This is a genomic window from Streptomyces sp. NBC_01092, assembly GCF_045039535.1.
Classification (GTDB): domain Bacteria; phylum Actinomycetota; class Actinomycetes; order Streptomycetales; family Streptomycetaceae; genus Streptomyces.
Map to the genome: position 1 here is coordinate 7,901,672 of NZ_CP108659.1, position 19,790 is coordinate 7,921,461.

General features: G+C 70.1%; 18 protein-coding genes and 1 pseudogene. 9 read left to right on the forward strand and 10 right to left on the reverse strand.

What is annotated here, in order from left to right; translation table 11 throughout:
* Nucleotides 1-4 precede the first annotated feature (4 nt).
* Nucleotides 5-2,053 (forward strand): APC family permease, encoded by a 2,049-nt coding sequence (locus OG254_RS35895; RefSeq protein WP_405590204.1) that lies wholly within the window; start codon nt 5-7, stop codon nt 2,051-2,053.
* Between the two features lie 196 nt (nt 2,054-2,249).
* Nucleotides 2,250-3,590 (forward strand): class I SAM-dependent RNA methyltransferase, encoded by a 1,341-nt coding sequence (locus OG254_RS35900; RefSeq protein ID WP_405590207.1) that lies wholly within the window; start codon nt 2,250-2,252, stop codon nt 3,588-3,590.
* 231 nt (nt 3,591-3,821) lie between these two features.
* Here the strand turns inward: OG254_RS35900 and OG254_RS35905 are convergent, their stop codons facing one another.
* Genes OG254_RS35905 through OG254_RS35915 form a run of 3 tightly spaced genes read right to left on the reverse strand, consistent with a single transcriptional unit; the run spans nt 3,822 to nt 6,886 of the window.
* A complete protein-coding gene (locus tag OG254_RS35905) occupies nt 3,822-4,715 on the reverse strand; it encodes an NADP-dependent oxidoreductase (RefSeq protein WP_405590210.1) in 894 nt (297 codons plus the stop codon).
* A 12-nt stretch (nt 4,716-4,727) separates the two neighbouring features.
* The gene (locus OG254_RS35910) at nt 4,728-5,120 is read right to left on the reverse strand and encodes a putative quinol monooxygenase (protein WP_405590213.1); all 393 of its coding nucleotides are present in this window, start codon (nt 5,118-5,120) and stop codon (nt 4,728-4,730) included.
* A complete protein-coding gene (locus OG254_RS35915) occupies nt 5,117-6,886 on the reverse strand; it encodes a CocE/NonD family hydrolase (protein ID WP_405590216.1) in 1,770 nt (589 codons plus the stop codon). The genes OG254_RS35910 and OG254_RS35915 overlap by 4 nt, the downstream gene beginning before the upstream one ends.
* Before the next feature lie 103 nt (nt 6,887-6,989).
* Here OG254_RS35915 and OG254_RS35920 point away from each other — a divergent pair, with 103 nt between their 5' ends.
* From OG254_RS35920 to OG254_RS35935, 4 genes are all read left to right on the forward strand, one after another.
* On the forward strand, nt 6,990-7,580 hold the full coding sequence (locus tag OG254_RS35920) for a TetR/AcrR family transcriptional regulator (protein ID WP_405590219.1): 591 nt from the start codon (nt 6,990-6,992) through the stop codon (nt 7,578-7,580).
* Nucleotides 7,581-8,376: 796 nt separating this feature from the next.
* Nucleotides 8,377-8,808 carry a hypothetical protein gene (locus OG254_RS35925; RefSeq protein ID WP_405590222.1) on the forward strand — a complete coding sequence of 144 codons (432 nt, stop codon included), beginning with the start codon at nt 8,377-8,379 and terminating at the stop codon, nt 8,806-8,808.
* Nucleotides 8,809-8,951: 143 nt separating this feature from the next.
* Nucleotides 8,952-10,139, forward strand: coding sequence for a PLP-dependent cysteine synthase family protein (locus OG254_RS35930; protein ID WP_405590225.1), 1,188 nt, complete (start codon nt 8,952-8,954; stop codon nt 10,137-10,139).
* Nucleotides 10,136-11,434, forward strand: a complete 1,299-nt coding sequence (locus OG254_RS35935; RefSeq protein WP_405590227.1) for an MFS transporter — start codon at nt 10,136-10,138, stop codon at nt 11,432-11,434. The genes OG254_RS35930 and OG254_RS35935 overlap by 4 nt, the downstream gene beginning before the upstream one ends.
* A 70-nt stretch (nt 11,435-11,504) precedes the next feature.
* Here OG254_RS35935 and OG254_RS35940 read toward each other — a convergent pair whose 3' ends face one another.
* From OG254_RS35940 to OG254_RS35960, 5 genes are all read right to left on the reverse strand, one after another.
* On the reverse strand, nt 11,505-12,674 hold the full coding sequence (locus OG254_RS35940) for a GTP-binding protein (protein WP_405590230.1): 1,170 nt from the start codon (nt 12,672-12,674) through the stop codon (nt 11,505-11,507).
* A 5-nt stretch (nt 12,675-12,679) separates the two neighbouring features.
* Entirely contained in the window at nt 12,680-12,850 is a 171-nt protein-coding gene (rpmF, locus tag OG254_RS35945; RefSeq protein ID WP_147995515.1) for a 50S ribosomal protein L32, read from the reverse strand.
* Between the two features lie 91 nt (nt 12,851-12,941).
* A complete protein-coding gene (locus tag OG254_RS35950; protein WP_405590233.1) occupies nt 12,942-13,427 on the reverse strand; it encodes a DUF5990 family protein in 486 nt (161 codons plus the stop codon).
* A gap of 39 nt (nt 13,428-13,466) precedes the next feature.
* On the reverse strand, nt 13,467-14,441 hold the full coding sequence (locus OG254_RS35955; protein WP_405590236.1) for an alkylmercury lyase family protein: 975 nt from the start codon (nt 14,439-14,441) through the stop codon (nt 13,467-13,469).
* Between the two features lie 14 nt (nt 14,442-14,455).
* Nucleotides 14,456-14,827: an ArsR/SmtB family transcription factor gene (locus tag OG254_RS35960; RefSeq protein ID WP_405590239.1), complete on the reverse strand. Its 372-nt coding sequence runs from the start codon at nt 14,825-14,827 to the stop codon at nt 14,456-14,458.
* 231 nt (nt 14,828-15,058) lie between these two features.
* Here OG254_RS35960 and OG254_RS35965 point away from each other — a divergent pair, with 231 nt between their 5' ends.
* Genes OG254_RS35965 through OG254_RS35975 form a run of 3 tightly spaced genes read left to right on the forward strand, consistent with a single transcriptional unit; the run spans nt 15,059 to nt 17,278 of the window.
* A complete protein-coding gene (locus OG254_RS35965) occupies nt 15,059-16,159 on the forward strand; it encodes a magnesium and cobalt transport protein CorA (protein ID WP_405590242.1) in 1,101 nt (366 codons plus the stop codon).
* A gap of 58 nt (nt 16,160-16,217) precedes the next feature.
* Complete coding sequence (locus tag OG254_RS35970; RefSeq protein ID WP_405590244.1) at nt 16,218-16,553, forward strand: ArsR/SmtB family transcription factor; 336 nt, start codon at nt 16,218-16,220, stop codon at nt 16,551-16,553.
* Nucleotides 16,553-17,278: a cation transporter gene (locus OG254_RS35975; RefSeq protein WP_405590247.1), complete on the forward strand. Its 726-nt coding sequence runs from the start codon at nt 16,553-16,555 to the stop codon at nt 17,276-17,278. Before OG254_RS35970 ends, OG254_RS35975 begins: the two co-directional genes overlap by 1 nt.
* A gap of 10 nt (nt 17,279-17,288) precedes the next feature.
* Here OG254_RS35975 and OG254_RS35980 read toward each other — a convergent pair whose 3' ends face one another.
* Entirely contained in the window at nt 17,289-18,140 is an 852-nt protein-coding gene (locus OG254_RS35980; RefSeq protein WP_405590250.1) for a KUP/HAK/KT family potassium transporter, read from the reverse strand.
* A 109-nt stretch (nt 18,141-18,249) separates the two neighbouring features.
* A pseudogene (locus OG254_RS35985) lies at nt 18,250-19,629 on the reverse strand (KUP/HAK/KT family potassium transporter); the annotation flags it as partial.
* Nucleotides 19,630-19,790: the final 161 nt, after the last annotated feature.

Below are 19,790 nucleotides of genomic sequence, written 5' to 3' on the forward strand. Positions count from 1 at the left end.
TGTTGTGTCCAAACTGACCGACGTGCCCAAGCGGATTCTGATCGGGCGCGCACTGCGCAGTGATCGGCTGGCGGAAACGCTCCTGCCGAAGCGCATCGCGCTGCCCGTCTTCGCCTCCGACCCGCTCTCCTCCGTGGCGTACGCGCCCGGAGAAGTGCTGCTGGTCCTCTCCATCGCGGGCGTGTCGGCGTACCACTTCAGCCCCTGGATCGCGGTCGCGGTCGTCGTGCTGATGTTCACCGTGGTCGCCTCCTACCGGCAGAACGTGCACGCCTACCCGAGCGGCGGCGGCGACTACGAGGTGGCGACCACCAACCTCGGCCCCAAGGCGGGCCTGACGGTGGCGAGCGCGCTCCTGGTCGACTACGTCCTGACCGTCGCCGTCTCGATCTCCTCCGGCATCGAGAACCTCGGCTCCGCGATCCCGTTCGTCGTCGAGCACAAGGTCGAGTGCGCGGCCGCGGTGATCCTGTTGCTGACGCTGATGAACCTGCGCGGCGTCAAGGAGTCCGGCAACCTCTTCGCGATCCCGACCTACGTCTTCGTCGCGGGCGTCTTCATCATGATCGCCTGGGGCGCGTTCCGCGGGCTGGTCCTCGACGACACCATGCGGGCACCCACGGCGTCGTACGAGATCAAGGCCGAGCACGAGGGCCTCGCCGGCTTCGCGCTCATCTTCCTGCTGCTGCGCGCCTTCTCCTCCGGCTGCGCCGCGCTCACCGGTGTCGAGGCGATCTCCAACGGCGTCCCGGCCTTCCGCAAGCCCAAGTCGAAGAACGCCGCGACCACGCTCGCGGCGATGGGCCTGCTGGCCGTCACCATGTTCTGCGGCATCATCGGGCTCGCCATGGCGACCAAGGTCCGCATGGCCGAGAACCCGGCCGTGGACCTCCTCAAGGACGGCGTCGCGGTCGGCTCGGGCTACGTCCAGAACCCGGTGATCACCCAGGTCGCCGAGGCCGTCTTCGGCAAGGGCAGCTTCTTCTTCATCGTGCTGGCCGCGGCCACCGCCCTCGTCCTCTTCCTGGCGGCCAACACCGCCTACAACGGCTTCCCGGTGCTCGGCTCGATCCTCGCCCAGGACCGCTACCTCCCGCGCCAGCTGCACACCCGCGGCGACCGGCTCGCCTTCTCCAACGGCATCGTGCTGCTGGCCGGCGCGGCCGCTCTCCTGGTGTGGATCTACGGCGCCGACTCCACGCGCCTGATCCAGCTGTACATCGTCGGCGTGTTCGTGTCCTTCACGCTCAGCCAGATCGGCATGGTCCGGCACTGGAACCGCCTCCTGGCGACGGAGAAGGACCAGGCCAAGCGCCGCCACATGATCCGCTCCCGCGCGATCAACACCTTCGGCGCCTTCTTCACGGGCCTGGTCCTGGTCGTCGTGCTCGTCACCAAGTTCACGCACGGCGCGTGGGTCGCGCTGCTGGGCATGGTGATCTTCTACGTCACGATGACGGCGATCCGCCGCCACTACGACCACGTCTTCGAGGAACTCGCCGCCCCCGAGGGCCCGAGCGACGACAGCGTACGGCCGTCGCGCGTGCACTCCGTCGTCCTGGTCTCCAAGATCCACCGTCCCGCTCTGCGCGCCCTGGCCTACGCCAAGCTGCTGCGCTCGGACACCCTGGAGGCGCTCAGCGTCAACGTCGACCCGGCGGAGACCAAGGCGCTGCGCGAGGAGTGGGAGCGGCGCGGGATCGACGTACCGCTGAAGGTGCTCGACTCGCCCTACCGCGAGATCACGCGGCCGATCATCGAGTACGTGAAGGGGCTGCGCAAGGAGTCGCCGCGCGACGCGGTGTCCGTGATCATCCCCGAGTACGTGGTCGGGCACTGGTACGAGCATCTGCTGCACAACCAGAGCGCGCTGCGGCTGAAGGGCCGGCTGCTGTTCACGCCGGGCATCATGGTCACCTCGGTGCCGTACCAGCTCCAGTCCTCCGAGGTGGCGAAGGTCCGCGCCCGCAAGCGCCAGGACTGGAACGCGCCCGGTGCGGTGCGGCGAGGGCCGGCCCAGGAGCGGACGAAGGAGCCTGAAGCCCGGAAGTGACGGGGTGCTGAGCGCATAGCCGGACGTGACCGGATGTGACGGGGTGTTGAGCGCATAGCCGGAAGTGACGGGGCGCTGAGCACATGGCCGGAAGTGACGGGGGCCGTGAGCACGTAGACTGGTGGGCTGTTGTCAGGCCCTCCCAAGACCGTTGCGCAGGGCCGTACCCCCCGTCTCGATCTGGAGTCCCCCCGCCATGCAGGCAGAACCGAACAAATCGCAGGCGGGGTCGCTCGTGGGGGAGGAGTACGAGGTCGAGATCGGCCCCGTCGCCCACGGCGGGCACTGCATCGCCCGCACCGACGCCGGCCAGGTGCTGTTCGTACGGCACACGCTGCCCGGCGAGCGGGTCGTCGCCCGGGTGACCGAGGGCGAGGAGGGCGACCGCTTCCTGCGCGCGGACGCCGTCGAGATCCTGACGGCCTCCAAGGACCGCATCGAGGCCCCCTGTCCCTTCGCCGGCCCCGGCCGCTGCGGCGGCTGCGACTGGCAGCACGCCAAGCCGGGGGCACAGCGCCGGATGAAGGGCGAGGTCATCGTCGAGCAGCTGCAGCGGCTCGCGGGACTGACGCCGGAGGACGTCGGCTGGGACGGCACGGTGATGCCGGCCGAGGGTGACAAGCTGCCCGCGGGGCAGGTGCCGCAGTGGCGGACGCGCGTGCAGTACGCGGTCGACGCCGAGGGCCACGCCGGTCTGCGCCGGCACCGCTCGCACGACGTGGAGCCCATCGACCACTGCATGATCGCCGCCGAGGGTGTCAGCGAGCTGGGCATCGAGAAGCGGGACTGGACGGGCATGGCGTCGGTCGAGGCGATCGCGGCGACCGGGTCGCAGGACCGGCAGGTGATCCTGACGCCGAGGCCCGGCGCGAGGCTGCCGATCGTGGAGCTGGACCGGCCGGTGTCGGTGATGCGGGTCGGCGAGAAGGACGGCGGCACCCACCGCGTCCACGGCCGCCCCTTCGTCCGCGAGCGCGCGGACGGCCGTACGCACCGGGTCGGCAGCGGCGGCTTCTGGCAGGTCCACCCGAAGGCCGCGGACACCCTGGTGACGGCGGTCATGCAGGGCCTGCTGCCGCGCAAGGGCGAGATGGCGCTGGACCTGTACTGCGGCGTGGGCCTCTTCGCGGGCGCGCTGGCCGACCGGCTCGGCGACAAGGGCGCGGTCCTCGGCATCGAGTCCGGCAAGCGCGCGGTGGAGGACGCCCGGCACAACTTGGCCGACTTCGGACGGGTGCGGATCGAGCAGGGCAAGGTCGAGGCAGTGCTGCCGAAGACGGGTATCACCGAGGTGGACCTGATCGTGCTGGATCCGCCACGGGCGGGGGCGGGGCGTGGGACGGTGGCGCATCTGGCGTCGCTGGGGGCACGGCGGATCGCGTATGTGGCTTGCGATCCGGCTGCGTTGGCTCGGGATTTGGGGTATTTCCGGGATGGGGGGTATCGGGTGCGGATGTTGCGGGCGTTCGATCTGTTTCCGATGACTCATCATGTGGAGTGTGTGGCGATTCTGGAGCCTGCCGCGAAGGGCTCCTGACCTGGGGTTTTGTTCGTGCGCGCTATGTGCGCTGTGGGCGTTACGGGCGATATCTTGACGCATGGGCGATGCATGTGACGCACGTCTGACGCACGTTTGGCACGCCTTCTCATGAGTCGTCAGGCGCAGGAAAGCTGCCCCTGTTTCCCAGGCGGCCTGGGGGCAGGGGCAGCTTTCCTGCGGTCAGCGAGAGCCTCGGCGCTCCGCACCTGGTTGCGGTGGCCTGTCGGCTCACACCACCATGACTCGGCGCCCGCGTGTGTGGCCGGCCTGGCTGTCGGTGTGTGCTGCAGCGGCCTCGGACAGTGGGTACGACTTCTCGACCGGGATGTGGAGCTTCCCCCGTGAGATGAGACGGACGGCCTCGGTGAGTGCTTCCGGCACGCTTCCGGCCACGCCGGAGAACCGGACGCCGATCTCCGGTGCGCCGAGGTCGGCGATGGAGATCACCTTCTGCGGGTCCCTGGTCAGTTCGACGAGCTCTCGGATGACGCCGGAGCCCGCCAGATCGAGGGCCGCGTCGACGTGGCCGAGCTGCCGCACCCGTTCGCCCCAGCCTTCGCCGTACGTCGTGGCCAGGGCGCCCAGGCCGCGCAGGTATTCCTGGTTCGCGGCCCCGGCGGTGCCGATCACCGTGATGTCGCGGTCGCGGGCGATCTGCAGGACCGCCGAGCCGACTCCGCCGGACGCACCGCTGACCAGCAGCGTCTGTCCGGGCAGCACGCCGACCTCGCGGATGACCCGCAGCGCGGTCTCCATCACGGAGGCGTATCCGGCCGCCTCTTCGAAGGCCAGCCCCTCGGGCATCCGGGCCCAGGCCGACAGCACGGCGAACTCGGCGTAGGTGCTGGACCCTTCGCCGAACACGGGGTCGCCGACCTCGACCCCGTCGACGCCCTCACCGACCTCGTCCACCACCCCGGAGGCGTCCAGGCCCACCCCGGCGGGCAACTCGATCGGACGGACCTTCTGGAACTGGCCCTCACGGACCCTCCAGTCGTGGGCGTTCACGCCCGCCGCCCGCACGGCGATGCGTACCTGACCGCGCCCCGCGTGGGGCTCCTCGGCCTCCATGAGCCGCAGGACGTCCGGACCGCCGAACTCGGCGAAGCTCACCTTCTTCATGCCGCCACCCCCTCAGATGCTCAGCCGCGCGGCGTCGGCCGCACCGACGGAGACCGCCAGCGCAGCCGGGCGCAGTTCGACGGTGTCCGGAGCGCCGTCGACCAGGTCGAGCAGCTGGGGCAGGTACGCGGTCAGCACGCCGGTGCCGTGGGCGAGTTGGGCGGCGCGCGACGTGTACTTTTCGACCACGGTCACCCGCAGGGGGTCGGAGTCCGGCTCGACGTAGAACGCGTAGCGCAGTGTGCCGGGCTCGCTGCCCAACACCTGGGGGACCAGCTCGGAGAGCAACTCAAGCAGCGCGTCGCCGCATCCGCGCTTGGCCTGGAGACGGGCTATGACGACGATCTCGGACATCGAGGGCTCCTTGCTATTGCTGCGGTGGCAGGCGTGGTTGTTGTTGCTCATGAGCCGAGCACCGGCAGGCGCAGCGAGGACGGCGTCGTACCACCGTGGTGCACGGTGTGCCGTGCGGCGATCGCCTCGTCGAGGGTGCCGAACTCGGGAACGGTGCGGGTGTGCAGATTGCGGCTGTACCGCGGGAAGCTGAACCCGGCGATCTGCACGCGGATGCGGTGGCCACGGCGGAACCGGTGCGCGACGTCGTGCAGGGCGACCGGCACGCGTCGTGCGTCCTCGGGGTCGAGCCAGTCGCTGTCGCCGCCGTCGCGGTAGCGGGCCCGCTGAGCACCTTCGGAGACATTGAGGGCGAAGCCGTCGGGCTCGACGTCGACCAGGGTGACGCACGCGTCCGCATCCGGCGCGGTACTGGTGAGGAACGAGACCAACTCGGGTTGCCCGGCGATCGTCACGTCCTCGGGTAGCGGAGCGCTCGTGTAGACGAGCAGGTCGCTGCGCCCGTCGACCGCGCGCTGATCCTGAATACCCCCTGGTGCGGCTGCGGGCGCGCCCTCAAGCAGGATCGCCCCGCCGTGCGTGGGGAACGGGTCGTGCGGGTCGGCGGTGAACGTGTCGGAGGCGGCGGAGTCATTTCCGCCATTTCCGCCATTGCTGCCCGTGCGCGTCAGCCGGCCGTCGCCGTCTGCCGTTCGCGCGTTGCCGCCGGACGAGAGCGTCCACTCCTCGACCGTCGCCGCGGGCGGCCACGCGGGTGCGTGGGCCCAGATGCTCGCCCCGCCGACGAAGTAGCTGACCGGCTCGGGTCCGGACAGGTACGGCGCGGCCGCGGGGTAGGCCGAGCCGTCGCCGCCGCGCAGATGACGGTCGAAGAACGCGGCCAGCACCGGGCTCCACAGGGGAACGCCGGCGGCGGCGTTGGGCAGTACTCGCGCACCGGCCTGGCCGAACGCGTCGTAGGTGCCCATGTGGGTCCATGGTCCGGCGATCAGGCCGGCCTGATCGTTGCCGGCCAGTGCCGTGGCGAGCCGGAACTGCGTGGGGCTCGTGAAGTCCCGGTACCCGCTGATCTGTAAGAACGGAATGGTGACCCGCTCGGGCTCGGTGAGCAGGCTGGGCCGGTTCCAGAACGCGTCGTGGGGCGAGCGCAGCCAGTCCGTCCAGAACGGCGCGATCCGGCTGTCGTCGAGCGGGGCGATGCCGGTCAGGGGCAGCCGGCTCATGGTGGCGCGGCGGTCGGCGAACGCCTCGGTCAGCAGCTTGCGCGCGTTCTCCTGCTCGGCTGCGCTCAGCACGGTGTGGTCGAGACCCTCCAGCGCGATGCCGAGGGCGTACGTCGTCAGGAACCCCAGCTCGAACACCCCGCCCGGACGGGCGGTGTGGCGCATGTCGACCGTTGCGACCATCGCGACCGCCGCCTTCAGGTGCGGATTGCGGGCGGCGACGGCCTGCAGCACGGCCATGCCGAGATAGGACGAGCCGTACATCCCGACGTTGCCGTTGCTCCAGGGCTGCTCCGCTGCCCAGTCGATCGCGTCGTAGGAATCGTTGTACTCCTGGGTGATGAAGTCGAGTTCGCCTCCGGACTCGAATCGGCCGCGCGTGTCCTGCACGAGCACCGCGAAGCCCTGCCGGGCGAGCCACAGGGGGTCGGCCACGATCGCCGAGAGCCGGAAGGAATCCCTGCGGTCGTAGGGGGTGCGGTGCAGCAGCACCGGCCAGCGGCCATCGTCGGCCGGGCGGTACAGGTCCGCGGTGAGGGTGACGCCGTCCCGGGTCGTCATCCGGACGCCTGCGTCGATGCGGGGGCGGTACATGCCTGCTCCTTCAAATGCGTCGCCGTAACTCATGCGTTGGACCGTAACCCTAACGGTTAGCATTTAACAGCAGGTTCGCTATTGCACCTGGTAGTCTGAGCGCGTGACTGTGCCGACGACCGGACGCCGTGAGCGCAAGAAGGCCGCGACCCGCCAGAAGATCGCCGACACCGCCATGCGGCTCTTCCTGGAACGCGGGTACGACGCGGTGGGCATCCGCGACGTGGCCGCCGAGGCCGACGTGGCGGTCACCACGGTCTTCTCCCACTTCGCCTCGAAAGAGGCCTTGGTTTTCGAGCAGGACGACACCTTCGAGCAACGCCTCACGCAGGCGGTCGCCGGCCGGGCACCGGACGAGCCGCTCATCCCCGCGCTGCGCCGCGAGATCCACGCCCTGGTGCGCCATTGCACGGCGGACGGCAGCGCCCCGATCTACCGCATGATCGACGGGACGCCCGCCTTGCGGGAGTACGAGGAGTCGATGCGGCTGCGCCACGCGGAGTCGCTGGCAACGGCCCTCGCCGCCGATCCGGGCCTGCGGCAGAGTGCGACAGCCTGCCGGACGATCGCCCGGTTCGTGATCGACGCCTATGCGCTCGCTCGAGAAGCGGCTGATCCGGAGGCGGCGGTGGACGAGATCTTCCAGATGATCGAGGCAGCCTGGGAGGCCGCCCACCCGCCTCGGGGTGCGTGAAGAACCGCACCTCCAGGCGTGTGCTCGCCGAAGCGAATCGGTCATTGCCTGGCGCGTTAACGCGCTGTTGTGCGGGAGTTGGTGGATCAAGGTCGGCGGGCCGCTAGTATCACGGCGTGATTACGGCTTGGTCAGTCCCGCGCATGGTGCGGGCCCGTTTGTCTGCGGGTCCGTCGCTGTGTGTGCTGACCATGGCCGTGCTGCTCGGCGTCGTGTTCACGCACGGACTGGACGTCGAGAGCGTCAAGGGGCATGTGGTGACCAGCGCCGCAGCGCCCGCGCAGGTGGCGCCCGAAGAGGCCCTCGGTGCAACCGAAACGCAGGTTCTGTCCCGGCCCGCCGCGATGGGCGCGCCGCATGGAAGCCACGGCCCGGCGCATCCGAGTGAGCACTGTGTATCCGGCCAGCCGCCGCAGGGACCGGTGGTGACGCCGCCCTGCTCTGCAGCCTCGGTCTGTGAATCGACCGCTGCCCACCGTGCCTCGGTCACACGGGGCTGGGGTGAGCCCGTGCTCGTTGCCGGGTCGCCAACGTCCCTGAGATTGTCCGTGGTTCAGCAGGTCTAGAAGCCGCGTCCTCCCCTCCTGGCTGTTCCAGCCGGCCCGGCTCAACGGGCGATGAGAAGGGTTCGTTGCTCCCGCGCGACCGCGACAGCGACAACCATCGGGTCCCGCCCACGCATGCCGGGGACCCGGCTCTGCCTCGTCGATGCCGTCCTGCCCCCACCCATGCCTGCCGCTTTCCTTTGCCATGGTTGCCGCCGTGGCAGAGGAGACGGCGGGCGCACGGAGGACCTGTGCCGACCCACTTCCGTACACCGACGTATGCCCCGCGGGCCGTGGCCGACCCGCGCCGGCCGCGCCCACTCTCCGCTCTGCTGCACGCTGCCCTGCTGGCGGTCATCGGCCTGTGCGTCGTCGCACACGGGCCGTCCGGAGAGCCGGAGCGACCGACACCCGCCGTCACCGCGGCGTGGGCGCCGCCGGCGGGCGATGCGTTGCCCCACGGACCGCACCGCCACCACGGGGACGCCGAGTGCGCCGTGGACAAGGCCGTCCGTACGGCCACCCAGGCGGTTCAACAGCCGCCTGTCGACGCCGGGGCGGCGGCGCTCGTCGGTGCCCCGGCGGTCCTGGCAGGGCCGTCCGTACGCCACCGTCCGTACCGGTTCCGCAGCAGACGTACGGGCAGGACCGCCCTCGTCCGCACGTCCCGGTGGCGCATCTAGACCTCTCGCCTGCAGCCGGCCCCGCACCGGCTGCCGCGTCACGGCCACGCACGCCCGGACCGATCGTCCGCTGTGCGGCCGTGGCGCGAGATGAGCACGCACCGCGCATTCATCCGCGCATTCATCGAGCGAGAGCGAAAGAGATGCAGTCGCTGCAGTCCCTGACGAACAATTCGCTGGCGAACAACTCACTGACGAACAAGTCACTGACGAACACCGCCGTCACGCCCGACCGTTCCGCCCTGTCGGCGCTGGTGGGCAACACGCCACTGCTGCGGGTGTCGGAGCCGCTGACACCGGCGGACCGTGGCTTCTGGGCGAAGCTGGAGGGCTTCAACCCCGGCGGGATCAAGGACAGGCCCGGTCTGCACATGGTCGAACGGGCCCGCGCCCGGGGCGAGTTGCAGCCCGGCGCCCGGATCATCGAGTCCACCAGCGGCACTCTCGGCCTGGGCCTCGCCCTGGCCGGGATGGTGTACGGCCATCCGGTCACCGTGGTCACCGACCCCGGGTTGGAGATGTCCATGACCCGGCTGCTGACCGCCTATGGAGCCCAGGTCAATGTCGTCTCCGAACCGCACCCCACCGGCGGCTGGCAGCAGGCCCGCCGCGAACGCGTCCAGCAACTGATGGCCCAGCACCCCGGCTCCTGGTGCCCGGACCAGTACAACAACCCCGACAACACCACCGCCTACATCCCGCTCGCCCTGGAACTGGCCACCGAGCTGGGCCATATCGACGTCCTGGTGTGCAGCGTGGGCACCGGCGGGCACTCCGCCGGAGTCTCCCGCGTGCTGCGGCAGCTCTACCCCGGGCTGAAGGTCGTCGGGGTCGACACCATCGGCTCCACGATCTTCGGCCAGCCGACCCGGCCACGGCTGATGCGGGGCCTGGGATCGAGCATCTACCCCCGCAACGTCGCCTACGACAACTTCTCCGAAGTCCACTGGGTGGCCCCGGCCGAGGCGGTATGGACCTGCCGCCAACTGGCCGCCTCGCACTACGCCACCGGCGGGTGGAGCGTCGGTGCCGTCGCCCTGGCCGCGGGATGGCTGGCCCGCAGCCTGCCCGCGGACACCCGGATCGCGGCGATCTTCCCCGACGGCCCGCAGCGCTACCTCGGCACGGTGTTCGACGACGACTACTGCGCCGCCCACGGCCTGCTCGACGCCCCGCCCGCACCCGAGCCGGAGGTCATCGGCCGCGCGGACGAGAAGGAGGTCACCCGCTGGACCCGGTGCACCACCGTGACCGACCCGCTCACGTCGGCCGAGCCGTCGGAGGAGACCGACGCGTCGGAGGAGACCGACGCGACGGAGGAGAGCCGGTGAAGGGCACCCTCGCACAGGTCCGCACCTACGAACGCAGCGTCCAGCTGCTGATGGTCAATCAGTTCACCATCAATCTCGGCTTCTACATGCTGATGCCCTACCTGGCCGCCCACCTGTCCGGCACCCTCGGTCTGGCCGGCTGGGTCGTCGGACTCGTCCTCGGCGTAAGGAACTTCAGCCAACAGGGCATGTTCCTCGTCGGCGGGACGCTCGCCGACCGGTTCGGCTACAAGCCGATGATCGTGGCCGGATGCGTGCTGCGCACGGCCGGCTTCGCGACGCTCGGACTGGTCGACTCGCTGGCCGCGCTGATCGCCGCCTCTGCGGCGACCGGGCTCGCGGGGGCGCTGTTCAATCCGGCGGTCCGGGCGTATCTCGCCGCCGACGCGGGGGAGCGCAGGGTCGAGGCGTTCGCGCTGTTCAACGTCTTCTACCAGGCCGGGATCCTGCTGGGCCCGCTTGTGGGGATGGTGTTGACCGGGGTGGACTTCCGCATCACCTGCCTGGTGGCCGCCGGGATCTTCGCGTTGCTGTCCGTCGTGCAGATCCGCGCTCTGCCTGCCCGCCGAGCCGAGGGCGCCGCGCCGAAGGAGGGCCAAGGCCGGGACGGCGTACTGGCCCAGTGGCGCGGCATTCTCGCCAACCGGCCGTTTCTGCTCTTCTCCGGCGCGATGATCGGCTCGTACGTCCTGTCCTTCCAGGTCTATCTGGCGCTTCCGCTGGAGGTACGACGCCTCGGCGGGGAAGGCGAGTTCGGCACGGCTGCGGTGGCGGCGCTGTTCGCCGTCTCGGGGCTGAGCACGATCGTCGGCCAGACCCGGGTGACCGCCTGGTGCAAGGCCCGCTACGAGCCCGGCCAGGCGCTGACCCGAGGGCTGGTCTGCATGAGCCTGGCCTTCGTGCCCCTACTGCTGGCCACCGCGGTGCCCGTCCCGGAGTCCGGCGCGGGACTGTGGCTGCTTGCGGCGGCACCACCCACGCTCGCCGCGCTGCTGCTGGCGGTCGGCACGATGATCGCGTACCCCTTCGAGATGGACACCATCGTCCGCCTCTCGGGTGACCGCCTCGTCGCCACGCACTACGGCCTGTACAACACCATCTGCGGAATCGGCATCACCCTGGGCAACCTGCTCACCGGCGCCGCACTCGACGCCGCCCGCGAGGCCGGGATGCCCGCACTTCCGTGGATCTCGCTGGTAGCGCTCGGTCTGGCCTGCGCCGCCGCCCTGTACGGCCTGCACCGTACTGGCCGCCTGGCGACCCCGACGCCAGGGCCACAGCCCGTCGCCGCCTGAGCAATCTGCGGGGCAGTGCGTACCGGGTTGGGCAGTGCCGTGGCTGCGACCACTGCCCAACCCGGAGACTTCAGATCTGCGGTACGAGTTCGGGCTGCTCGTGCTCGCAGGCGTCGTCGATGCCGTAGGTGTCCCACGCGGGGAACGGATCGGCGGTCAGGAGGATTTCGCCCTCGTTCATGAGGCAGTCGGCAAGGGCGGCCTGAAGAGCCTCGGTGCGCAGGCCGGTTCCGATGAAGACCAGCTCCTGGCCCCATGGGCTGTCCGCGTCCCGGGCACCGGAGGGTTCGAAGCGGGCGACGGAGCCGGCCTGTGACCACAAGCCGGTCACGCCCGGACGGCTGGCGAGCCAGAAGAACCCCTTGGAGCGCAGGATCTGTCCGAAGCGGCCGCTGTCGAGTTCCTCGGTGACGAACGTCCACAGGCGCCCCGGGTGGAAAGGCACCCGGGAGCGGAAGACCGTGCTGGAGATGCCGTACTCCTCAGTCTCCGGCACGTGATCGCCGTTGAGTTCCATGACCCAGCCCGGGGCCTGCTGGGCCCGCTCCAGGTCGAACAGCCCGGTCCCGAGCACGTCGCCGAGTTCCACGCGAGCGCGGGTCGCGGCCACGATCCGGGCCACCGGGTTGAGGCGGGTCAGTGCTGCGCGCAGCCGGTCGGCGCTCTGCGCATCGACGAGGTCGAGCTTGTTGAGCACGATGACGTCGGCGAACTCGATCTGGTCCATCAGCAGGTCGCTGACGGTGCGTTCGTCGTCCTCGTACTGGTCGAGTCCGCGTTCGGCGAGTCCGTCGCCGCCTTCCAGTTCCGGCAGGAAGCCCGCGGCGTCGACGACCGTGACCATGGTGTCGAGGCGGGCGAGGTCGCCGAGGGTGGCGCCGTCGTCGCGGAGGAAGGCGAAGGTTGCTGCGACGGGCATCGGTTCGGAGATGCCGCTGGACTCGATGAGGAGGTAGTCGAAGCGGTCCTCGCGGGCGAGGCGGGCGACCTCCTCGAGCAGGTCGTCGCGCAGGGTGCAGCAGATGCACCCATTGGTCATCTCGACCAGACGTTCCTCGGTCCGCGACAGGGCGGCCTCGCCGCCGCGCACCAGTGCGGCGTCGATGTTGATCTCGCTCATGTCGTTGACGATGACCGCGACGCGCAGGCCCTCGCGGTTGCTCAGAACATGGTTGAGCAAGGTGGTCTTGCCCGCTCCGAGGAAGCCGGACAGGACGGTGACGGGCAGTCGCTCGGCCATGCCCGTCAGCCTTCGGGGCGCAGCAGACCGCGCTCGTAGGCCTTGGCCAGCCGCTGCGGTACCAGGTGGGCGACGCCGTCGACCGTGATCGGCACGAGCTGCGGCGTGATCGCCTTCCACTGGGCGCGGCGGTGACGGGTGTTGCTGCGGGACATCTTCCGCTTGGGTACAGCCATGGTTCGGGTCCTCTCTGGGCGGCGCGACGCAGACGCTACATGAAAATGGATCCCATTTCTAATGCGGGCCCAGGGTCGCCCCCGACGGCCGCTACGCGCGCCTGTGGGCCGCCCAGTCGATGCGTGGCGGTACGACCCGTGCGCACAGGGGGGTGCCGCAGGCGTCGGTCAGGCCGAGTGTGCCGACCAGTAGGCCGCTTCGTGTGCAGGCGTCGAGTACCTCGGCGGGGACGGCGTCGAGCATGAGTTTGGCTCGCCGGAACATGGTGAAAGCGCCGGCGTCGTCGACCGTGCCCCATGACAGGTAGATGAACCGGCCGCCCAGACGGCCTTGTACGTACGGGCCCTTCACGTCGATGCCGGTCGGTGTGGCGGTCGTGGTGCACTCCAGGGTCCAGGTCGCCGACGGAGCATCACCGGGTTGGGGGTCGAGGAGTTCGGCCGGGCGGTCGCGGCGCTGTACGGCGACGTGGATGTTGCGGTAGGCCGGGACGGAGCCGTCGGCGGGGACTCCGGGAGGGCAGGTCGGACCGGGCAGGTCGACGGCGTCGATGCGGATGCGCAGGGCGGCTGTCATCGTGTGGCCAGGCGGACTCGTAGGGGGTGGTCTGCATGGTCAGGTCTCCTCGCGTCCCGGACGTGGCTGCGTCAACAAGTGCCCGAAGATGGCTCGGCCGAGGGCCGCGGCGTGGGCCTGGTCGACGACCCTGCCGGTGTGGTCGGGGTGCTGTTCGGCCCAAGTGCGGGCGTGGCGGCGGCTGGTGAAGAAGTTCAGGGCGCCGCAGGCGACATCGGCGGCCGGGCCGGTGCAGCAGCGCCGGCCGACATAGACCACGGCGGTGTCAGGCTGCCAGGTCATGTGTCCGTCGGTGGAGGTGATGGAGATGGTCTCGCCACTGATCGGATCGGCGGAGGTGATCACCGCGTCGGTGTCGAGCATGTCCGGGATGCCGAGTGCGTCGATCGCGCACATGGACCAGATCTGGGTGCCGTCGGAGAGGCGGACGCGATGGTGGGTGGGTACCGCCGAGAACGGATAGGCCGCACGGACCTGGCCCTCGTCGTCGAGGGTGAGGAAGTCCTCGACCGCGAGCTCGGCGAGTACCTCCGGCGCGCTGCGGCCGTGCGCCGCGGCCACCGCCGCCAGGTCCGGCGTCGCGGGCGCCTGCCCGGTTGCCGCGAAGTGACGGAGTACCGCCTGCTGCATGCCGCGCAGGCCGCCGGTGACCGGGGCGAGTCTGCCGCGTCCCGCCCGGCCCGCCACGTCGAGGGCGAGCCCGTCTTCGGCCGCGACGGCACTGATCAGCGCATGGCGAAGGTCAGCGACACTCGGCGCTCCGTCCGTCGTCCCGTCCGGTCTCCGGTACAGGCGGCACGAGACGGAGGCCGGAGCGTCCGCCGTGGCGAACGGGTCCACGCCGTCCACCAGGACGGTGGGTGAGCCGGTCATGCCGAGGCGTGCGGCCTGTGCGTCGTCGGTGACCTCGATCCACTCGATCACGGCTTCCAGGTCGCCCAGTGCGGCGTCCAGCCGGTCTCCGACGACCGGGGCGTTGGGGCAGTCGGGCACGGTCAGCACGGTGATCCGCATGATCGGCTCCTTGCTCAGGCATCGGCGGCCGACGGGATCCGGGGGCAGCAGTCCAGCGCCGTCGCGTTGTCCGCGGCCAGGGAGCGGGCGAGCAGGACGAGGTCCGCGACGCGTGGGTCGCCCACGGTGTAGCGCAGCTTCCTGCCGTCGCGGCGGGCGGTGACGTAACCGCAGTCGACGAGGCAGGACAGGTGGATGGAGACACGTGGCTGGGAGATCCCGGCGTGCGCGACACAGTCGGCTGCGGTGCGCTCGCCGCGCAGGATGAACTCCAGCAGCTTGAGCCGGGTCGGGTCGGACAGCGCGCGGAAGAAGCGGGCCGTGGTGTCCAGGTGAGTGCAGGCGGTTGCCTCGGGTGCTGTGGGCGGTGCGGCGGTGGACTTCATCGGCGGGGCCTTTCCCTGTACGCCTATTCGCCTACGCGAATAGTATGGCCGGGTACTTCTATTCGGAAACCCGAATAGGAAGCGAATAGGAGGCGGGTGTGAGGACCTCGGGCTGGGCAGCTGGGCCGTAGCGGGTGATCGAGCACCCGAAGAAGCCATGGCTCTGACGTCCGCCTTATCGCCCTTTGACACACTGTCCGGATCCGAACGGCCGGTGAAGGAGAACCCCGCATGTCGATGGTCGGCAACCTGCGCAAAGTCGCGAACCTGGCGCGGCGCACCCGCCGTCGCCGCGTGGACCTCAGCCACCCGGCCCGCTCCCCGCTCGGCTCGACGGTGGTCAACTGTGTCGTCTACCACGACGGCGTCCGCCGGCCCGCGCGGGACTCCGTGGAGGAGTCCGTCCGCCAGGCCCGCAAGCGCCGGGGTGGCTTCGTCTGGCTGGGCCTGCACGAGCCGAGCGAGGAGGAGTTCGCCGGGGTCGCGGAACTGTTCGGCCTACACCCGCTCGCCGTCGAGGACGCCGTCCACGCCCACCAGCGCCCCAAGGTCGAGCAGTACGACGAGGTCCTGTTCTCCGTCTTCAAGACCGTCACCTACGTCGAACACGCCGAGCTGACCGCGACCAGTGAGGTGGTGCACACCGGCGAGATCATGGTCTTCACCGGCCCCGACTTCGTCGTCACCGTCCGCCACGGCCGGCACGGCTCCCTCGGTCCCCTGCGCGAAGACCTCGAAGCCCACCCGGAGTTGCTGGCCAAGGGCCCCTCCGCCGTCCTGCACGCCATCGCCGACCACGTCGTCGACGACTACGTCACGGTCGCCGGCGCCGTCCAGAACGACATCGACCAGGTCGAGACCGACGTCTTCTCCCCGCACAGCCCCCGCAACGCCGACGCCGGACGCATCTACCAGCTCAAGCGAGAACTCCTGGAGCTGAAGCGGGCAGTGGTGCCGCTCGCACGCCCCCTCGACCGGCTCGCCACCGAACCCCGAGCCTGCGTGGACAAGGAGATACAGACGTACTTCCGGCACGTCGCCGACCACCTCACCCGCGTCACCGAGCAGATCCACGCCTTCGACGCCCTGCTCGACTCCATCCTCCAGGCCCACCTCGCGCAGGTCACCGTCGCCCAGAACGAGGACATGCGCAAGATCACCGCATGGGCCGCGATCATCGCCGTACCGACCATGGTGTGCGGTGTCTACGGCATGAACTTCGACCACATGCCGGAACTGCGCTGGACCTTCGGCTACCCCCTCGTCCTCGGCGTCATCGTCACCGCCTGCTTCGTCCTGCACCGCAACTTCAAGCGCAACGGCTGGTTGTGACACGGACAGCCTGAATTCAGAGTTTCCTGAATTCAGGAATCTGTGTACTGTCGGGTGGGTGCTGACTGCTGCCCCCGACATCGACGTCCTGGTCCGGTTCGGACGCGCGCTCGCCGATCCGATCCGCTGCCGCATCCTGCTGGCTCTGCGCGAGGCCCCTGCGTACCCCGCCGAGCTCGCCGAAGCGCTCGGTGTCTCGCGCACCCGGCTCTCCAACCACCTGGCCTGTCTGCGTGACTGCGGCCTGGTCGTCACCGTGCCCGACGGTCGCCGCACCCGCTACGAACTCGCCGACGAACGCCTCGGCCACGCCCTCGACGACCTGCGCACCGCCGTGGTGGCCGTCGAGACCGACCGTACGTGCCCCGACGCCGACGACAAGGGGTGCTGCTGATGACCGCGATATCCCTCGGCCCCTCCCCGGCACGCCGTGACGTGCTCGCCCGCCGGATACGCCTGCTGGTCGCCGCGACCATCACCTACAACGTCATCGAGGCGGCCGTCGCCCTCACCGCCGGCACCCTCGCTTCCTCCACCGCCCTGATCGGCTTCGGCCTGGACTCCGTCATCGAGGTCTCTTCCGCCGCCGCGGTCGCCTGGCAGTTCTCCGCCCGCGACCATGCCGTACGCGATGCCCGTGAGCGGACCACGCTGCGGATCATCGCCGTCTCCTTCTTCGCGCTCGCCGCGTACGTCACCGCCGACGCGGTGCGTGCTCTGACGGGTACGGGCGAGGCCGAGCGTTCCGTCCCCGGCATCGTCATCGCGGCGCTCTCGCTTGCGGTCATGCCGTTCCTGTCCGCGGCCCAGCGTCGCGCGGGCCGGGAACTGGGGTCCGCGAGTGCCGTGGCCGACTCCAAGCAGACACTCCTGTGCACGTACCTCTCGGCCGTGCTCCTGGTCGGCCTGGTCCTCAACGCCACCCTCGGCTGGGCGTGGGCCGACCCGATCGCCGCCCTCGTCATCGCGGCCATCGCCGTCAAGGAAGGCCGCGACGCCTGGCAGGGCAAGGGCTGCTGTGCGCCCGCGGCCGCCGAGGTGCCTGCTGCCGACGCCGACGCCGAGGCGGGCGACGGGTGCGGCTGCGGCCCCCGCTCCCCCTGTGCCTGCTGCGGGTGACCGCCGTTGCCTACACCTCGATGTGCGCGCCCATGATGACCGTGCGGTCGCGGGGCAGGCTGAAGTGCTCGGCGGCGTCGGCCGTGATGTAGGAGGTGGCGATGAACAGCCGCTTGCGCCAGGGCGCCATCGTCGGGGCCTCGCCGCGCCGGAGTTCGATCTTCGACAGGAAGTAGGACGCCTGGTCGAGCTGCAACGGCCCTTCCGTGTCGGCCGGGTCGAGCAGGGCCAGGCTGCCGGGCACGTCCTGTGGCTCCATGTAGCCGAACCGGGCGGTGACGTGGATGATCCCGTCGTCGCCGTAGCCCAGGTCGTCCACGACGACCCGCTGCTCGGCCGGGACACGGGGCACCGGCTCGGTCTTGATGGAGAGGATCACGACCTGCTCGTGCCGCACGTGGTTGTGCTCGACGTTGGCCCGCATGGCGAGGGGCGCGGTCTCCTTGTCCCGGTTCAGGAACACGGCCGTGCCGGGGACCTGACGGGCGCCGGCCTCGCCACTGCGGAGGTCGTCGACGAACTCGGGCAGTGACCCTTCGGCGCGCGCTCGTTGTTCGGTGACCAGTTCCCGGCCCCGCTGCCAGGTCGTCATGACGGTGAACGCGGTGAGTCCGATCAGCAGCGGCAGCCACGCGCCGTGGACGAGCTTGGTCATGTTGGCCGCCACGAACAGCAGGTCCACGACGAGGAGCGCGCCCCCGCCGACGGCGAGCAGCCACTTGGGCGTACCCCACTTGGCTCGGGCGACGTAGAGGAACAGCAGGGTGGTGATGGTGATGGTGCCGGTGACCGCCATGCCGAAGGCGTAGGCCAGCTCCGCGGAGCTGCGGAAGGCGAAGACCAGGGTGAGGACCGAGACCATCAGCAGCCAGTTGATCCAGGGGACGTAGATCTGACCGATCGTCGACTCGGAGGGTGTGCGCGATGCGCAGCCGCGGCAGGTAGCCGAGCTGGGCCGCCTGGGAGGCGACCGAGTACGCGCCGGTGATCACCGCCTGGGAGGCGATCACGGTCGCCGCCGTCGCCAGCAACACCATCGGCCAGCGTGCCCACTCGGGCACGAGCAGGAAGAACGGGCTGCTGATGTTGTCCGGGTCGTCGAGGATCAGCGCGCCCTGGCCCATGTAGCTGAGGACACAGGCGGGCAGGACGAGGAACAGCCAGCCCCGGGTGATCGCCCGGCGGCCGAAGTGCCCCATGTCCGCATACAGAGCCTCGGCACCGGTGACCGCGAGCACGATCGCGGCCAGGGCGAAGAAGGCGGTGCCCCAATGGCCGAACAGGAAGCCCAGCGCGTACGTCGGCGACAGCGACTTGAGGATGTCCGGGTGGTCGGTGATGCCGACGACCCCGCAGGCACCGATGGCCACGAACCAGAGGATCATGACCGGCCCGAACACCCGGCCCACCGCCGCGGTTCCCCGGCGCTGCACCAGGAACAGCATCACGATGATCACCGCGGTGATGGGTACGACCGCGTCCTCCAGGGACGGCTCGACGACCTTGAGCCCTTCGACCGCGGACAGCACCGAGATCGCCGGGGTGATCATGCTGTCGCCGAAGAACAGTGACGCGCCGAAGATGCCGAGCGCGGCCAGAACGACGGCGGCTCTGCGTCCGCGCTGCGCGTTCCACCGTCGCAGCAGGGTGATGAGCGCCATGATGCCGCCCTCGCCGTCGTTGTCGGCGCGCATCGCCAGCAACACGTAGGTGACCGTGACGATGATCATCACCGACCAGAACACCAACGACACCACCCCGAACACGTTGTCCGTCGTCACCGGGACGGGGTGCGGGTCGCTCGGGTTGAACACGGTCTGGAGCGTGTAGATCGGGCTGGTGCCGATGTCGCCGAAGACCACGCCGAGAGCGCCGATGACCACCGCCAGGCGCACCGTGTCGCGAGCGCTTGGCCGATGGGTCGTCAATCCCTGCGACGCGGCTCCGTCATCCGACTCGGTTCCCTGCCGGTGATCGGCCATGACGCTCCTCCTCGTACGAGCCGCTGAGCTGCGGACCCGGGGCATCGGAGCGGACGATACCGATCCCATGGCGCAGCCGTCGGTAGGGGCGCTGCTTCGGCCAAGGGACCGCTGGAGTGCCGGCGCCGCCGAGCTGTGTACGCACCTGCCAGGGCATCGGCGCCGAGGGCAAGGCCGACGCCGAGCACCTGCTCGAAGTCGGCGGGCCCTGTGCCGCCTCCGACGGTCCGCCTCGACAGCGGCCAGTCGATGGTGATTTGTTGCGCGGCGAGGGTGGCCCCTGGTGGGGATCTCGATGGACGGCACATCCGCGGTCAGCCGGTAAGCGTCGTCGAGGCGCCTGTTCGGCATCACAGAGAAGACCGCCATGTACTACGTCGGCACCGCCCATCCCGAGCGCACTGCGAAGCTGCCCAGGTGATCGGCTCTCGGGAGTGTCCGAAGGCGACGCCGAGTCCCCGCGCAAGTACGTCACGCGTGTTCTTCAACGGTCCGGGTCGTTGGACGGATCATGCAGACCATGTGGGTGA

Coding starts and splice junctions, on each gene's coding strand:
- OG254_RS35900 (WP_405590207.1), top strand. CDS start 2,250: ATGCAGGCAGAACCGAACAAATCGCAGGCGGGGTCGCTCGTGGGGGAG.
- OG254_RS35905 (WP_405590210.1), bottom strand. CDS start 4,715: ATGAAGAAGGTGAGCTTCGCCGAGTTCGGCGGTCCGGACGTCCTGCGG.
- OG254_RS35910 (WP_405590213.1), bottom strand. CDS start 5,120: ATGAGCAACAACAACCACGCCTGCCACCGCAGCAATAGCAAGGAGCCC.
- OG254_RS35915 (WP_405590216.1), bottom strand. CDS start 6,886: ATGTACCGCCCCCGCATCGACGCAGGCGTCCGGATGACGACCCGGGAC.
- OG254_RS35930 (WP_405590225.1), top strand. CDS start 8,952: ATGCAGTCGCTGCAGTCCCTGACGAACAATTCGCTGGCGAACAACTCA.
- OG254_RS35940 (WP_405590230.1), bottom strand. CDS start 12,674: ATGGCCGAGCGACTGCCCGTCACCGTCCTGTCCGGCTTCCTCGGAGCG.
- rpmF (WP_147995515.1), bottom strand. CDS start 12,850: ATGGCTGTACCCAAGCGGAAGATGTCCCGCAGCAACACCCGTCACCGC.
- OG254_RS35950 (WP_405590233.1), bottom strand. CDS start 13,427: ATGACAGCCGCCCTGCGCATCCGCATCGACGCCGTCGACCTGCCCGGT.
- OG254_RS35955 (WP_405590236.1), bottom strand. CDS start 14,441: ATGCGGATCACCGTGCTGACCGTGCCCGACTGCCCCAACGCCCCGGTC.
- OG254_RS35960 (WP_405590239.1), bottom strand. CDS start 14,827: ATGAAGTCCACCGCCGCACCGCCCACAGCACCCGAGGCAACCGCCTGC.
- OG254_RS35965 (WP_405590242.1), top strand. CDS start 15,059: ATGTCGATGGTCGGCAACCTGCGCAAAGTCGCGAACCTGGCGCGGCGC.
- OG254_RS35975 (WP_405590247.1), top strand. CDS start 16,553: ATGACCGCGATATCCCTCGGCCCCTCCCCGGCACGCCGTGACGTGCTC.
- OG254_RS35980 (WP_405590250.1), bottom strand. CDS start 18,140: ATGGTCTCGGTCCTCACCCTGGTCTTCGCCTTCCGCAGCTCCGCGGAG.